The organism is Dactylosporangium sp. CS-047395 (genome assembly GCF_050942185.1).
In the GTDB taxonomy this organism is placed as follows: domain Bacteria; phylum Actinomycetota; class Actinomycetes; order Mycobacteriales; family Micromonosporaceae; genus Dactylosporangium.
Window position 1 is genome coordinate 11,021,932 of sequence record NZ_CP192015.1, and the last position, 14,349, is coordinate 11,036,280.

Sequence of the window (14,349 nt, forward strand, 5' to 3'; positions counted from 1 at the left end):
CGCGAAACGGCCGGTCGACGGTTCCCCCATCGGCCGGCCACTCGCATTTGTGAGGCTTTTTAGAGAATCGAGAGGTGCACGTGGTTCGTGTGATCACTGGAGGGATCACCGGCGACGCCGCTGTAATGGTGCCAGCCGACCGCGGGTGTCCAGATCTCCTTGAACCAGATCACGTACATCACGCCGAGTTGCTGGGCGTTCTTGACGAAGTACGCGGCCAGCGTGCTGCCGTAGACGAAGTCACCACCGGAGGCGACCCCGCCGAATCCGGACTTCGTCTGCACCGAGAAGTCACACGCGCGTCCCTTGGGATGCTCGTACGGCCCGCTCGGCCGGAAGCAGGAGACGAACCGCTTGAAGCCGTCCTTCTGCGCCTGCTGCATGGCGTGGAGCATGCGCGGGGTGATGCAGCCGGTGGTCGTGGGGTCGTTGACGTTGCACGACTCCTTCGGCAGCCCCCCGCTGGCCGTGCGCGGGACGGCCTCGGCGGTGGGCAGGTTCGCGGAGACGAAGCCCTTGCTCGGCCCGCCGGCCAGCTTCAGGGCGTTCTCCGCGTCCTTCTTCTTCTGTTCCATGGTCTGGACCTGCTGCTGCTGCGCGGCGACCTCGTCCTCGAGCGCCTTCTTCTGCGCGGCCTGGCTCTCCTTGAGCTGCTTGAGCTCGTGCAGCAGGTTGTCGTTGTGGTGGGCGATCTGGTTGATCGACCCGGCCCGCTCGGCGAAGCTGTCCGGGCTGCCCGAGTCCATCAGCGCGGCGAACGTGGTGAGGGGCCCGGTGCGGTACGCCGCGACGGCGATCGCGGCCACCTGCTCCTGGACCGTGGCCAGCTGGGCCTCGGTCTTCTGCAGCTGCGCGGTGAGCTCGCCCTGGCGCTTGACCGAGGCGTCGAACTTCTCCTTGGCCTCGGACCAGGCGCGGGTGCTGTCCTCGAGCACTGACCCGAGGGTCGGGTTCGCGGCGGAACCCTCGTCGCCGGTGTCCCCGCCCGGCTCGGCCGCGGCGGGCGTGGCGGCGAGCCCCCCGAGCACGAATGCCGCCAGTAGCGCTACGATTACACGCCGGTAGGGATGTCGCGATGACATCTGGTTCGTTGTTCCTTCCGTCGGCCGCCGACCGAGTTAGCTGACGGGTTCGGGACGGAACGACCCCTACCACCCTCCCGGGAGAGGGTTGGATTCACCCCAACGTTACGGTGGGTCCCCGGCTCGCCACGGGTGGCGATTGGGCGGCAGCCACGCCCGGCACCGGGGGCGGTGCCCGCATGGACGTGACCGTGGGTCACTGTACCCAGGGTGCCTCTTTCGCGCACCGCACCGTTTGTCCGGAGATCCTCTCGACCTTGCGGACAGTGGCGCAGATCACTCCGTCCGGACGTGTCTCAAGGCAACCGTAAATATTCTTCATAAAACGATGACGTTCCCTCTCCTCCGCGTCGCGGGCTGGTCCCATGGGCCGGTCAGACGACGTGCGAAGGAGTTGATCGACGGTGTCGAGAGTGCGGGTGCTGGCCATGCTCGCCGCGGTGACCCTGGTGGGCGGGGTGGTCGCGGTCTTCAACATGCTGCCCGCGTCGGCCGCCTCCTGCTCACCCGCATGGTCCGCCACAGCGGTGTACACCGGGGGCGCCACGGTCTCCCGCAATGGCCACAACTACCTCGCCAAGTGGTGGACCCAGAACGAGGCCCCGCCCGGCAACACCGGCGTATGGCAGGACCAGGGCTCGTGCGGCGGCTCCTCGCCCCAGCCCCCGACCCAGACGGGCGCCGCGGGCGGCTGCAGCTTCCCGGCCTGGGTCCAGGGCCGCAACTACGTGACCGGCGACATCGTCAAGTTCACGGACGGCAAGTTCTACATCGCCGAGCACGAGAACCCGGGCTACAGCCCCGTCATCTCCACCTGGTACTGGGACCCGTACACCTGCTCAGGCAGTGGGTCTACGACGCCTCCCCCTCCGTCCACCGGCTCCTTCGTGGTGAGCGAGGCGCAGTTCAACCAGATGTTCCCGGGCCGGAACTCGTTCTACACGTACTCGGGCCTGGTGGCGGCGCTCTCGGCATACCCCGGCTTCGCCAGGACCGGCTCGGACGACCAGCGCAAGCAGGAGGCCGCGGCGTTCCTGGCCAACGTCAACCACGAGACCGGCGGCCTGGTCTACGTCGTGGAGCAGAACACCGCCAACTACCCCCACTACTGCGACACGAGCCAGTCCTACGGCTGCCCGGCCGGCCAGGCGTCGTACTACGGCCGCGGGCCCATCCAGCTGTCGTGGAACTTCAACTACAAGGCCGCGGGTGACGCGCTGGGCATCGACCTGCTGCACAACCCGAACCTCGTCCAGACCGATTCCGCCGTGGCCTGGAAGACCGCCCTCTGGTACTGGAACACCCAGAGCGGCCCCGGCACCATGACCCCGCACAACGCCATGGTCAACGGCGCCGGCTTCGGCGAGACCATCCGCAGCATCAACGGCAGCCTGGAGTGCGGCGGCCGCAACCCGGCCCAGGTCCAGAGCCGCGTGGCCGCTTACCAGCGCTTCGTGGGCATCCTGGGCACCGGCGTGGGTTCGGGCTCCTTGTCCTGCTGATCTGCCTTTCGTTCAGCTTTCCAGGCGGCGGCCTCCCTGGGGTGTGGGGGCCGCCGCCGCATGTCTCGGGGAAACACGCGCGAGTCGGCGTGGCGGGACAGGGTACCCTGTTGGGCGCGGGCTGCTAGCTCAATGGCAGAGCTGCGGACTTTTAATCCGTAGGTTCAGGGTTCGAGTCCCTGGCGGCCCACTGTGTTTCCGGAATGCCGGGGGAGGCTTCGCCTCCACCCGAACCCCCTCCCGGTCTGCGCCGTCAGCGTCAGGCCGCGCGGGGCTGGGCGGGGGAAGCGCTGTGGGTCTCGCCGACTTGCATGCGGGACCTTCGACGGCTGGCCTGCATCCACTTGCTCGCTCCATGTTGCTGGCACATATTGCCTGGTCAACCCTACTGACAGCGCTAGCCCCGGTTGCGGTAGTCTAGGTATTACCGGTAGTACAACCAGCCGTGAAGGAGATTCAGTGGCGAATGCCGCAGCCTGGGGAGCGGCCCGCTGCGGTGCTCCGGGATGGGTTGACCGTTGCGGACGTGGCTGAGGTGCTCGAGTGCGCCGGCGAGCGTTCGTTGCAGAGCAGGCTGACCGAACTGATGCTGGCAGTGCTGGCGCCCGCCGGGCCGGGCCTCGTTGCGGTGCTGTTGCACCGGCGGGATGACTCGTTCGTCTGGGTGGTGTTGCGGGCTCGGCTTGCCGAGCCCAAAGAGATCGGCCAATGGAGCAGGCGGATGGGAGCGCAATGATGGCAATGCCCGACTTCAAGGCGATGACCCCGGACGAGATCGCCGACTGGTTCACCAACAACGACTTGGGTGACCTGATCGCCTCCGGAGAGCGCGGGAGCGCCACCGCCTTCGTTCAGGTTGACGCGAAGGGCGCACCGGTCGAGAAGGTCGTCACGGTCAAGATGCCCGGCGACATGGTCGCGAAGCTCGACCAGGCGGCCGGGCGAGACCGGGCCGGGCGTTCGGGCATCATTCGGCTGGCGGTCGCGGAGTGGCTGGAGCGGCACCCGGAGGCGGCCGCCTGAGGAGCGGCAACGCATAGCGCGGGCGGCGGACTCGATAGCTGTCAGGCGATCGACGGGGGCCAGCGGTGGGTGCGCCAGTCGTTCCAGGTGGCGAATCCGGGCGGTGGGGCGTCGATCGGCTCGCTGCCGTCGAGTTCGCCCGGGGTGGGGATTTCGAAGCGGGCCGCCCACGAGGTGAGTTCCTCGTCGGACATGGGCCAGGTCGTGTCGGGCGCCTCGGCCTGGCGCCGGTCGACGCGGCGGCGTTGCTCGGCGAACGGGAGCTCGAAGTAGCGCATCCGCACGGCCGCGCCCTGGTCTGCTGCAGCCTGGCGTAGGGCGGAGCGTTCGTCGCGGCTCCACAGGCCGTAGTCCAGGACCACGTTGGTGCCGAGCTGCAGGGTGCGCAGGGCGATCTGGATGAGCCGGCCCTCGATCACGTCCTGGGCCGACGGTGGGTTCTCGGCGCCGTACAGCGCCTTCACCCACTCGTCCTTGGTGAGGCGGAGGGCCTGCTGTTCGGTCTCGATGCGTCGGGCGGCGGTGGTCTTGCCGGTGCATGGGAGTCCGACGGTCAGGAACAGGGTTGGTTGCCGCACATCACCCTTTGTACTCCGGGGCACGCTCGTGCACTGCTACACCTCGGGCGCTTCAAGGTGACCGGCGTAGGCCGTCCAGCACGAGCGTGATGACGCCGTCGGCCTCGGACCGCCAGCCGGGGCGGTCGTGGGCCGCGCCGATGCCATGTAGCGCCATCATCACGGCGCCGGCGTCCACGTCGGGGCGGATGGTGCCGGCCTGCACCGCGGCGGCCACCAGGTCGGTGACCGCCTGTTCCAGGGTCCGGCTGCCCTCGGCCAGGGCACCCGAGCGGTCGGCCATGAGCGTGGCCAGGGTCCGGGCCAGGCCCGCGTGGGCGTCTATGTGGTCGACCATGTCGCGCAGGAAGGTCGCCAACGCCTCCGCCGCGGGCAGCGTGGCTTGCAGCTGGCGGGCGCGGTTGGTCAGCGCGGCGACCTCCCCGTGGTAGACCGCTTCGGCCAGGGCCTCCCGGGTGGGGAAGTGGCGGTACAGCGTCCCCGTGCCCACACCAGCCAGGGCGGCGAAGTCGTCGAAGCGCAGGTCGAAGAAGTCGCCGGCGTCGAAGACCTCTCGCGCCTTGGCGACCAGGGCATCTCGGTTGCGCTGGGCGTCGGCCCGCAGCGGCTTGTCGGGAGTCATGCACTACCTCGCGTTGACAAAGTGGAGATGACCTCCATATTTTGGGAACTGGAGATGACCTCCGATTCTAAGTGCCCGCGAGGTGCAGCGTGAAGATCCTGATGTTCGGCCGCGGCGTGATTGCCACTGTCTACGGCTGGGCCCTGCAACAGGCGGGACATGACGTCGAGTTTTACGTCCGGCCGGGCCGCGCGGCGACGTACGGCGACACGGTGGACCTCGACCTGCTCGATGCGCGACGCCGGGTGTGGGGGCGGCGCGTCGTCGAGCGATGGCCGGTGCGCTACCGCGAGGTGCTGGAACCGGACCACGACTTCGACCTGATCGTGCTCAGCGTGCCGCACCACCGCCTCGCGGGCGCGGCGGACTTCCTGGCGCCGCGTATCGGCCGGGCCACGGTGCTGGTCTTCGGCAACATCTGGACCGAGCCGCAGGCGGCGATCGGCGCGCTCCCCGTCGACCGGATCGCCTGGGGCTTTCCCCAGGCCGGCGGCGGGTTCGGCGCGGACGGCGGGCTCCGCGGGGCGCTGCTGCCGTCGGTCGTCTTCGGCACCCTGGGCCAGCCCCCGACCGACCGGGAACAGGCCGTGCGCCAGGCGTTCCGCGCGGCCGGACTGCGGATCAAGGAGCAGCCGGACTTCCGCGGCTGGCTGTGGGTGCACTTCGTTTCGGACGCCGGCCTGTTCTCGCAGGGCCTGCGGCGAGGTTCCCTGTCGAAGCTGGCCGGGGCAGCGGGCGACCTGCGCGAGGCGCTGCTGGCCGGCCGGGAGTTGCTGGCGGTCCTCCGGGCGCGCGGCGTTGACCTGCGCCGGCACCGGGGCGGCGTACTGCTGTTCCGGGCACCCACCTGGCTGACGGCGCCGGCGCTCGCCTGGCTGACCGCGCACGTCCCGCTCGCGCGCGTGAGCCTCACGGCGCACTCCGACCCCGACGCCGAGGAGCCGCGCGAGGTCTGCCGGGACACCCTGGCCGAAGCGCGGCGGCTAGGCGTCTCCGTACCGCGACTGGAGGCGGCGGAACCGCACTTCACCCGCGAAGGAGACACTGAGTAGAGGGTGGAGCCCGGCCGGTGCGGACCGGGCCCCGTTCGCTACTGCTGGACGATGAACTCGACCCGGCGGTTCACCGCGTTGGCTGCGGCGTCCGTGCCCTGGACCTTGGGGCGGCTCTCGCCGAAGCCCTTGGAACTCAGGCGGTCACCCGAGATGCCCAGGGAGACCAGGGTGTCCAGCACGGTACGGGCGCGGTTCTCGCTCAGGGACTGGTTGCGCTCGGCCGTGCCGGTCAGGTCGGTGTGGCCCTCGATGCTGACCTTGATGTTCGGGTTGGCCTTCAGGATCGAAGCCGCGTTCTCGACCACGGCCCGGCCCTGCGCCGTGAGTGTCGCGCTGTTGTTCTCGAACTCGACCGTCGGCAGGGCCACCAGCTGGGTCTGCACCTGCTCCGGGGCCGCCGCCTGGCCCACGACCAGCTCGTTGCGCACGGTGCCCGACTTGGCCGCCGCCTTCGCCGCGGTTTCGGCCTTGTCCTTGATTTCCTGGGACGCGACGGTACCCGTGAGCGTGACCACATGATCGGTCAAGTCCACGACGCCCGCCTTGGCGTCCTTGCCCAACGCCGCCGCCACCGCGCCCAAGCCGGCCAGGTCGGTGTCGTCAGCGGTCCGCGCGGCGTCCACGGTCAGGTTGTCCTGGACGTTCTCGGCCCCGAAGGCCTGCTTGGCGGCATCGGCCAGCTTGGTCCGGTCGGACTCGGCCGGGACGGTGCCGGTCAGGGTCACCTTGCCGTTGTCGACCAGCAGCTTGACCGAGATCGACTGCTGCTGGACCACGGCCGGGGTCTCGACCTTGGGCGGGGCCTGGACGTCGACCACGCGGACGCCCTCGACGGCCAGTGTGACGTCGCGGGCCTTGTCCTTCTCGTCGGCCGAGCCGACCTTGACCGTGCCGTCGCGCCCGACGAACTTGACGTCGGCGTCGATGCCGGCGTTGCTCAGCGCGACCTTGGTGCGATCGGTCAGGTTGTCTTCAACCGAATGCCGATGTGGTACCTCAAATGCCACCACCAACGCCGCCAACCCCACGACGGCGACGCCGATCGGGATCCATGGGCTGCGCTTGCGGATTTCCCAGCCACTCGTCGATGTCGTACGGGTGGTGCCCGCCATCACGCCCGCCCGGTGTCGCGGCCGGCGACCAGGCGGCGCGTCAGGTCGGCGAAGCCCTCCTCGTCCCCGTCGGCGAGGTGGGCGGCCTGGCGGGCCCAGGTCACAATGCTCGGCGCGAAGCGGAGGCCGGCCGCCTCGATCGCGGTGCGCAGGGTGTCGACATCGGCGTCCGCCAACTGCCGGTACGTCCTGATGCCCGAAGCGATCAACGCCCCCGACATCTTGGGCCCGATACCCTCGATGCGCTGCAGGTTGTCGGGCTTGACGTCCTCGACCGGCGCGGCCTGCGCGGGCACAGCCACAACGGGCTCGGGCTCCACGACGGGCTCTTCCACAGCGGGCTCAGGTTCGGCCGCGACGGGCTCTTCCACGGCGGGCTCGGGTTCGGCCGCGACGGGCTCTTCGACGACGGACTCTTCCACAACCGGCGCCGGCTCTTCGACGACGGACTCGGCCGGGAAAGGCTCGTCGACGACGGGCTCGGCCGCGAGAGGCTCCTCGGCGATGACAGAAGCGGGTGCCGGCTCCTCGACGACGACAGCCGCGGGTACGGGCTCCTCGACGACGGCCTCGGTCTCGTCCACGACCGGCGCGGTCTTCGCGGTGACCTCGCGGCCCGCGATCAGGCGGTCGGTGAGGGCCTTGAAGCCGGCCTCATCCCCGTCCGCGAGCAGCCGGGCCTGCTGCGACCACGTCCCGATGCTCGGCGCGAACCGCAGGTTGCCCCGCTCCAGCGCGTCTTCCACAGTGGACCGGTCGGCCGCCGCGAGCTGCTCGTACGTCGAGATGCCGGCCGAACGCAGCGCCGCCGCGATCTTCGGGCCGATGCCCTCGATGCGCTCGAGCCGGTCCTGGGGCGCCGCTTCCGAAGGCGCTGCGAACGCGGACTCGACGTCAGCCACGAGATCCGCGTCGACCGCCTCCGGCTCCTCGGCCGCGACAGGCTCGTCGGCCGTGACAGGCTCCTCGGCAACGGGCTCTTCCGCGATGGGCTCATCGGCGACAAGGTCATCAGCCGCCGGGTCCTCGGTCACGACAACCGGCGCGGGTTCAGCCTCAACCGCGGCGACGGGCTCGGACTCGAAAGCGGCGACCGGTTCGGGTTGCGCGACCGGTGCGGGCTCAGCCGGTACCGGCGAAGGGGCCGGCTCTGCAAGAGGCTCCGAATCGGCCACCGCTGCCGCGATGGGCGCGGCCGAAGCCGGTGGGGCCGAGGATTCGGACGAGACGGCGCGCGCGGGGGGCGCCGCTGTGGTGGACTCGGTGACGGATTCGGACGACCGGACCCGGCGCAGGCGCAGGCCCCACCAGAGGTAGCCGACCAGCAGACCGAGCAGGAACGCGAGCAGGATCAACAGGAGTGACTGGTTGGTGTACCAGACCACGACAGGCCTCCGGGGGAAAGTGACCTACGCGTGCATGCGCGCGAAGAGGGAGTTTCGCGGGCAGCCTTCCACACCTGGACATCTGGCAACAGGGCCAAGCGGATGCCGTACACCCGCTCGTTATCACCGCTCAAGGGCCTGTTGATCGACGTTTCCGCAGATCGCGGGCTTTCGAAGGGGCTCTGCCGGTGTCCGGCCGACCGGAGGGCCGAGAGAAAATCGAAACGGACGGGTGCTGAACCTCACCACAACTGGAGGCGACGGAGCAATGGGGAAGACGACTCGGGTGCTCGCCTGGGCCGCGGTGGCAGCTGCCGCCGGGGGCGTCGCGTGGGCGCTGCGTGATCTCCCGGCGCAGCTCGGAGCGGTTCCGGGCGGGACGCGGGCGGACCGGATGCGGCGCTCACCGCAGTACGGCGGCGACCGGTTCGTGAACACGGTGCCGGCCGACATCCTGCCGCCGCACGCGATGCGGGACGCGTTCGTCGAGCTGTTCACGGGCAAGCAGCGGCGCAAGCCGCTCGGGGTGATCCCGGTGCGGCGGCCGGACCTCGGCGGCCGGCTGGCCCCGGACGGGCTGCACGTGACCTGGCTGGGCCACTCGACCGCGCTGGTGGAGATCGAGGGCGTGCGGGTGCTGTTCGACCCGGTGTGGAGCGAGCGCTGCTCGCCGACCTCGTTCGTCGGGCCGAAGCGGCTGCATCCGATGCCGCTGCCGATCGAGGAGCTGCCACGCATCGACGCGGTGGTCATCTCGCACGACCACTACGACCACCTCGACCTGGCCTCGATCCGGGCGTTGCAGCGCACCCAGCAGGCGCCGTTCCTGGTGCCGCTGGGCGTGGGTGCGCATCTGGAGCGGTGGGGGGTACCGGAGGATCGCCTGATCGAACTGGACTGGGACGAGGAGGCGGTCATCCGCGGGGTCACCCTGACCGCGACCGCCGCACGGCACTTCTCGGGCCGCCGGTTCACCCGTGACGGCACGCTCTGGGCGTCGTGGGCGGTCACGGGCGCGCACCGGAGCCTGTTCTACACGGGCGACTCCGGTTATTTCGACGGGTACAAGCGGATCGGTGAAAACCTCGGCCCGTTCGACGTCTCGCTGATCCAGGTCGGCGCCTACAACGACGCGTGGCCGGACATCCACATGAAGCCCGAGGACGGCGCCAGCGCCCACCTGGACGTGCGCGCGCGGGTGCTCATCCCGCTGCACTGGTGCACGTTCAACCTCGCGCTGCACGCGTGGTCCGAGCCGGTCGACCGGCTGGCCGAGGAGGCCCGGGCGCGGGACATCGAGCTCGTCGTGCCCCGCCCGGGTGACCGGATCGACATCGACGCGTTACCGGCTCTTGAACCGTGGTGGCGCTCTGTTGCGTGAGCTTTAAAAGCGCAGCTCAGAGCACGTGTTGCGGCCCACATGCCAGGACCCGACAAAACCCTGGCAGGCCCCGGGCCGACCGGCGTACTGTATCGATACAGAAGGATCTGGATCGATACAGCCGAGGGGAGGGAACCTGATCGTGGCGGCCACTTTGCAGACCATCGCCGACGAGCTGGGCGTGTCGCGGAGCACCGTCTCCAACGCGTACAGCCGGCCGGATCAGCTCTCCCCCGAGCTGCGGTCCCGCATCCTCGCGGCGGCCGAGCGGCTGGGCTACTCGGGTCCCAACCCGACGGCCCGGTCGCTGCGCCGCGGCAAGGTCAACGCGATCGGGGTGCTGCTCACCGACAACCTGTCGATGGCGTTCACCGATCCCTACGCGGTGGCCTACCTGCGCGGGCTGGCCGAGGCGGCCTCGGCCCGGGAGACGTCGCTGCTGCTGCTGAACCTGCCCAAGGACCCCGAGGCGGGCCGCCGGGTGATCAGCAACGCGGCGGTCGACGCCTTCTGCCTGTACTGCGTGCCGGACTGGCACATCGCGCTGGAGCTGATCCGCGCGCGCAACGTCCCGATCGTGATCGGGGAGGACCCGGACGCGTTCGGCCCCGACGCCGGCTACGTCGGCATCGACGAGCGCGCCGCCGCGCACCGGCTGGGCGAGCACATCGCCCGGCTGGGGCACCGGGACATCGCGGTGGTCGCGCACTGGATCGTCGACGCGGGCGTGACCGGGCCGGTGGACGCCGATCCGGACGCGCTGCGGTACTACGTCACCGGCCAGCGCGTGCGCGGCTTCCGGGACGCGTTCGCCGAGGCCGGGATCGCCTGGGACCGGGTGCTGCTCATCAACGCGGCGGACAACAGCCGCGACGAGGGCGCGGCCGCGGCGGCCCAGGCGCTGGACCGGCTCGACCGGGCCACGGCCATCCTGACCACGTCCGACGTCCTCGCCCTCGGCGTGCTCGACGCGCTGCGCGTGCGGGGCCTGCGCCCCGGCAAGGACGTGTCGGTCACCGGCTTCGACGACATCGACGAGGCCGAGCCGGCCGGGCTCACCACCATCCGCCAGCCCAGCGTCGAGCGCGGGCGGCTCGCGGGCGAGCTCCTGCTCGACCCGCCCGAGGATCCGGCGCGGCGTCACCTGACGCTGCCCGTATCGCTGGTGGTCAGGGCGACCACCGGCCCGAACACCACCAAGGAGCAGTCATGATCCCGATCGCCATGATCATCTCACTCGAGGCCGTGCACTCGGAGGCCCGCTCGGCCCTGCCGAACGCCCCGGTCGTCGACGACCGCCGGCCCGAGTCGGTCACGATGCAGAAGGTGCGCGGCTTCGCGGCCCGCACGCTGCGCGCGGCGGCCGACCGAGTCGAGCCCACGCCGGCGCTGACTTACGGCTAACACGGCTTGAAAAAGGGGGCAGGCCACCACGGCCTGCCCCCTTTTGCTGTGCTGTGGCTAGCGGACCTCGACCGACTCCGTGGACTCGACCCGGGCCGTGTTGGCCCGGGCGCCGAGGCCGATGGCGTCGTAGTCGGCCCGGTTGAGGCCGCGCAGGATGAGCGCCCAGATGATGCCGATGACCGCGGCCACGCCGTACACGGCCGGGAACGCCCACACCGCGGCGTTCTTCTGGTCCGGCGCGATGCCGAGCAGGAGGCCGAAGTTGTCGAACACCTGCCACATCACGTAGCCGAGGGCGACGGTGGCCAGGATCGGGGCGATCAGCCGCGACCAGGGGTTCTCACCGCGGCCGTCCCGCGCGAAGTAGAAGATCACCGAGAGGGACGTGGCCGCGACGAGCAGCAGCACGCCGACGCCGCCCGAGGTGCCCAGCCAGAAGAACAGGTTCACCATCGGGTCCCAGCCGGCCACCCCGAACAGCACGATGGTGACGGCCCCGATGATCGTCTGGAACAGCGAGCCGGCCATCGGGGCGCCCGAGCGGGCCCGGGTGCGGCCGAAGAACGACGGGAGCACGCGCTCACGGCCCAGCGCGAAGGCGTACCGCGCGGTCGTGTTGTGGTAGCTCAGCGCGGCCGCCGCGATGCTCGTGATGAGCAGGACGGTGCCGACGTCGCCGGTCCAGTTGCCGCCCTTCTCCACCAGCGTGATGAAGAACGGGCCGCCCTGGTCGAGGGTCTGCTGAGCCTTGCCGACCGTCTCGCCGACACCCATGCTGGCGGAGGCGGCCCAGCTCGTCAGGGAGTACGACAGCAGCATGACCCCGAGGCCAAGGAACGTGGCCACGGCGACCGTGCGGTTCTTGCTGCGGGCCTCCTCGGAGAAGACCGGCGCGGCCTCGAAGCCGACGAACGCCGTGGTCGCGACCGCGAAGGCCGGGCCGGCGGAGTCCTTGAGGGCGCCCCAGGTCCACGGCTCGAAGCTCAGCGAGCCGCCGGCCGGGTGGCTGAAGAAGATCACGTCGAAGATGGTCACCACGACCAGCTCGGCGCCGAGCAGGATCATGAGGACCTTGCTGTTGACGTCGACCCGCAGCAGGCCCAGGACGGCGATGAACAGCCACAGGATCAAGGCCAGGATCCACCAGTCGACCTTGAGGTCCGCCTTCTGTTCGAGCAGGCTCGAGAAGAAGAAGCCGAACGCGCCGTACAGGCCGACCTGCAGCAGGTTGTAGGCCACCAGGGCGACCAGGGCCCCGCCGACGCCCAGCGGCCGGCCGAGGCCCTGCGCGATGTACGAGTAGAAGGCGCCCGCGTTGGTGATGTGCCGCGACATCGCGACGTAGCCGAAGCTGAACAGCGCGAGGATCACCGCGATGATCAGGAAGGCGAGGGGGAAGCCGGTCGTGCCGACGACGCCCCAGCCGGTCGAGACGAGTGCGCCCACGACCATCAGCGGCGCTGCCGCGGTCAGGGCGAACATGATGACGGACGGCACGCCCAGCCGGTCGCGGGCGAGTGCCTGTGATACCACGCTCGGTCGCGCAGGCGACGTTGCGGACATCGGTCCTCCAGGGGGTTTTGTGAGGGGGGAAGGGGAGAGGAAAGTCCGAAACCGCGCCGTCACCCGCGTTGCGACAGCACCGCGTCGCCGACCGCCGACTCGACCTGGAGGATCAGGTCGCGCAGCGGTGGCGGCAGGGCGCCGATCGCGTATTGAATCCGTCGTCCGCCCGCCGGGTCGCCGTCCCAGAGGATGTGACCGGTCAGCCCGGTCGCCTCGGCGAGGCCGGCGAGCGTCGTGTCCGCCACCCGCATGGGCTCGAAGCCGGTCAGCAGGCGGCGCAGGCGCACCACCCGCCCGGCCGGAAGGTTCACGTCGGTGGGCAGCCAGCGGGTCGAGGACCGCAGCAGGCGCCGCACCTGGGTCTGTTCCACCAGTCCGGCCCGGGCCAGCCGGGTGCCGACGTCGTCGACCGCCGTCCGCCCGAGGAACTGCAGCCAGGTGCGCACTTCGCGGTGCTGCACCTCGGCGATCATCGTGGCCAGGTTGGTGTGGGCCAGGGGGTCGGCCGGCGGCTCGCCGCTGAGCACCCGCAGCCGCGGCCCCTCGACGGTGATCCGCTGCTCCAGCACCAGCTCGCCGAGCAGGGCACCGGCCAGCCCGAGCTCCATCGCGCGCGCGGAAATGCGGGATCGTCCGTCCCGGTCGTCGTGCGCTATCAAGAAGAAGTCATCGGCCAACAGCATCGGAGCGCGTACCCGTCACCCATCGTCGCCCTCGCCGACGGGGCCCGCACCCCGTTCGGCTCACGGTCCCCAAAACCCGTGATCAGAACACTTAGGGCCCGAAAGACCGTGCGACCCAACGCGAAAGCATGCACTGTGCATTGACCGACCGCAACCGTCCGGGCGCAAAATCGGATTAACGCGGCCCACCAATGCCGAATAGACGGATGTCGCCCGACGGTATTTCACACACCGTGATGTCCGTAATTTCCATAGTCGGCCGCGGTTGATTACTGTACGAATTCGGCGCCGATTGCCGACACACGGCTGATCGGCGGGCGGTGATGTCACCGCCCGCCGGACGCATGCGCTGCGTAATGTGCGACGAACTACGTTCGGTAGTCGCCCCGGCGCTCGGCGGCCTCGGCCGCCTGGTCCACCGCCTCGAGGAGATCATCGAGCGAGTAGCCGCCGTCGTGGCGGATGCCGTTCACGAAGAATGTCGGAGTTCCGGCCACCCCGCTGCGCACCCCGCCGACCAGGTCACGCCGGACGCGGTCCAGGTAGAGGTGGGCGCCGACCTCGTCGCCGACCTCGGCCGAGGGCAGGCCGAGCCGCTCGACGCCGACCATGAGCCGCCGCGGGTTGATCCCGGACTGGTTGGCGAACAGCCAGTCCCGCATCGGCCAGAAGGCTTCCCGCACGGCGGCGGCCTCGGCGACCTCCGCGGCAAGATCGGCATAGGGGTGCACATTGGTCAAAGGAAAGTGCCGCCAGGTGTACCGCACGCTCTCCCGCCGCAGCCGCATGAGGTCCTGCAGGATCGCGTGGGCCATTCCGCAGTACGGGCACTGGAAGTCGCCGTATTCGACCAGTGACACGGGGGCGTTCGCCGGGCCGACGGTGTGGTCGTCGGCGGTCACCGGCACCGTGAGCCGGGGCACCGAGACCTGGAAGGGAGTGGTGGTCATTCT

Annotated in this window: 15 protein-coding genes, 1 tRNA gene and 1 riboswitch; of the genes, 8 read left to right on the plus strand and 8 right to left on the minus strand. The window is 70.1% G+C overall.

The features are described 5' to 3' along the window. Positions 1-59 precede the first annotated feature (59 nt). Entirely contained in the window at positions 60-1,028 is a 969-nt protein-coding gene (locus ACQP00_RS51430; protein ID WP_433211925.1) for a coiled-coil domain-containing protein, read from the minus strand. 63 nt (positions 1,029-1,091) lie between these two features. Next, positions 1,092-1,238, minus strand: a riboswitch (cyclic di-AMP (ydaO/yuaA leader). A 248-nt stretch (positions 1,239-1,486) separates the two neighbouring features. Between ACQP00_RS51430 and ACQP00_RS51435 the strand changes: the two genes are divergently transcribed. From ACQP00_RS51435 to ACQP00_RS51450, 4 genes are all read left to right on the plus strand, one after another. After that, positions 1,487-2,584 (plus strand): glycoside hydrolase family 19 protein, encoded by a 1,098-nt coding sequence (locus ACQP00_RS51435; protein WP_433211928.1) that lies wholly within the window; start codon positions 1,487-1,489, stop codon positions 2,582-2,584. Between the two features lie 118 nt (positions 2,585-2,702). Continuing rightward, a tRNA-Lys gene (locus ACQP00_RS51440) sits at positions 2,703-2,774 on the plus strand. Positions 2,775-3,110: 336 nt separating this feature from the next. Next, the gene (locus ACQP00_RS51445) at positions 3,111-3,320 is read left to right on the plus strand and encodes a hypothetical protein (RefSeq protein ID WP_433211931.1); all 210 of its coding nucleotides are present in this window, start codon (positions 3,111-3,113) and stop codon (positions 3,318-3,320) included. Continuing rightward, positions 3,293-3,607: a ribbon-helix-helix protein, CopG family gene (locus ACQP00_RS51450; protein WP_433211934.1), complete on the plus strand. Its 315-nt coding sequence runs from the start codon at positions 3,293-3,295 to the stop codon at positions 3,605-3,607. The genes ACQP00_RS51445 and ACQP00_RS51450 overlap by 28 nt, the downstream gene beginning before the upstream one ends. A gap of 41 nt (positions 3,608-3,648) precedes the next feature. Here ACQP00_RS51450 and ACQP00_RS51455 read toward each other — a convergent pair whose 3' ends face one another. After that, positions 3,649-4,185, minus strand: a complete 537-nt coding sequence (locus tag ACQP00_RS51455) for an AAA family ATPase (RefSeq protein ID WP_433211937.1) — start codon at positions 4,183-4,185, stop codon at positions 3,649-3,651. Between the two features lie 52 nt (positions 4,186-4,237). After that, positions 4,238-4,807, minus strand: a complete 570-nt coding sequence (locus tag ACQP00_RS51460) for a TetR/AcrR family transcriptional regulator (RefSeq protein WP_433211940.1) — start codon at positions 4,805-4,807, stop codon at positions 4,238-4,240. Between the two features lie 89 nt (positions 4,808-4,896). Between ACQP00_RS51460 and ACQP00_RS51465 the strand changes: the two genes are divergently transcribed. Continuing rightward, on the plus strand, positions 4,897-5,859 hold the full coding sequence (locus ACQP00_RS51465) for a ketopantoate reductase family protein (protein WP_433211943.1): 963 nt from the start codon (positions 4,897-4,899) through the stop codon (positions 5,857-5,859). Positions 5,860-5,897: 38 nt separating this feature from the next. Here the strand turns inward: ACQP00_RS51465 and ACQP00_RS51470 are convergent, their stop codons facing one another. Together ACQP00_RS51470 and ACQP00_RS51475 are read right to left on the minus strand one after the other, a co-directional pair. Beyond that, positions 5,898-6,872 (minus strand): OmpA family protein, encoded by a 975-nt coding sequence (locus ACQP00_RS51470; protein WP_433211946.1) that lies wholly within the window; start codon positions 6,870-6,872, stop codon positions 5,898-5,900. A gap of 101 nt (positions 6,873-6,973) precedes the next feature. Then, positions 6,974-8,359: a helix-hairpin-helix domain-containing protein gene (locus tag ACQP00_RS51475; protein ID WP_433211949.1), complete on the minus strand. Its 1,386-nt coding sequence runs from the start codon at positions 8,357-8,359 to the stop codon at positions 6,974-6,976. 268 nt (positions 8,360-8,627) lie between these two features. Between ACQP00_RS51475 and ACQP00_RS51480 the strand changes: the two genes are divergently transcribed. The 3 genes from ACQP00_RS51480 (at position 8,628) to ACQP00_RS51490 (ending at position 11,144) form a co-directional block, all read left to right on the plus strand. Continuing rightward, positions 8,628-9,740, plus strand: a complete 1,113-nt coding sequence (locus tag ACQP00_RS51480) for an MBL fold metallo-hydrolase (protein ID WP_433211952.1) — start codon at positions 8,628-8,630, stop codon at positions 9,738-9,740. 142 nt (positions 9,741-9,882) lie between these two features. After that, on the plus strand, positions 9,883-10,953 hold the full coding sequence (locus ACQP00_RS51485) for a LacI family DNA-binding transcriptional regulator (protein WP_433211955.1): 1,071 nt from the start codon (positions 9,883-9,885) through the stop codon (positions 10,951-10,953). Further along, positions 10,950-11,144: a hypothetical protein gene (locus ACQP00_RS51490; protein WP_433053576.1), complete on the plus strand. Its 195-nt coding sequence runs from the start codon at positions 10,950-10,952 to the stop codon at positions 11,142-11,144. The genes ACQP00_RS51485 and ACQP00_RS51490 overlap by 4 nt, the downstream gene beginning before the upstream one ends. Positions 11,145-11,201: 57 nt before the next feature. On the opposite strand, the gene ACQP00_RS51495 is transcribed toward ACQP00_RS51490, so the two are convergent. The 3 genes from ACQP00_RS51495 to ACQP00_RS51505 all read right to left on the minus strand — a co-directional run bounded on the left by ACQP00_RS51495 (position 11,202) and on the right by ACQP00_RS51505 (position 14,346). Further along, positions 11,202-12,710 (minus strand): APC family permease, encoded by a 1,509-nt coding sequence (locus ACQP00_RS51495; RefSeq protein ID WP_433211958.1) that lies wholly within the window; start codon positions 12,708-12,710, stop codon positions 11,202-11,204. A gap of 59 nt (positions 12,711-12,769) precedes the next feature. Further along, positions 12,770-13,396, minus strand: a complete 627-nt coding sequence (locus tag ACQP00_RS51500) for a GOLPH3/VPS74 family protein (RefSeq protein ID WP_433211960.1) — start codon at positions 13,394-13,396, stop codon at positions 12,770-12,772. 368 nt (positions 13,397-13,764) lie between these two features. Further along, the gene (locus tag ACQP00_RS51505) at positions 13,765-14,346 is read right to left on the minus strand and encodes a DsbA family protein (protein ID WP_433211963.1); all 582 of its coding nucleotides are present in this window, start codon (positions 14,344-14,346) and stop codon (positions 13,765-13,767) included. Positions 14,347-14,349 lie beyond the last annotated feature (3 nt).

Bases quoted from the DNA above. Each gene is read 5' to 3' on its own strand.
- ACQP00_RS51460 (WP_433211940.1), bottom strand. From the start codon at position 4,807: ATGACTCCCGACAAGCCGCTGCGGGCCGACGCCCAGCGCAACCGAGAT.
- ACQP00_RS51505 (WP_433211963.1), bottom strand. From the start codon at position 14,346: ATGACCACCACTCCCTTCCAGGTCTCGGTGCCCCGGCTCACGGTGCCG.
- ACQP00_RS51480 (WP_433211952.1), top strand. From the start codon at position 8,628: ATGGGGAAGACGACTCGGGTGCTCGCCTGGGCCGCGGTGGCAGCTGCC.
- ACQP00_RS51500 (WP_433211960.1), bottom strand. From the start codon at position 13,396: ATGCTGTTGGCCGATGACTTCTTCTTGATAGCGCACGACGACCGGGAC.
- ACQP00_RS51490 (WP_433053576.1), top strand. From the start codon at position 10,950: ATGATCCCGATCGCCATGATCATCTCACTCGAGGCCGTGCACTCGGAG.
- ACQP00_RS51495 (WP_433211958.1), bottom strand. From the start codon at position 12,710: ATGTCCGCAACGTCGCCTGCGCGACCGAGCGTGGTATCACAGGCACTC.
- ACQP00_RS51450 (WP_433211934.1), top strand. From the start codon at position 3,293: ATGGAGCAGGCGGATGGGAGCGCAATGATGGCAATGCCCGACTTCAAG.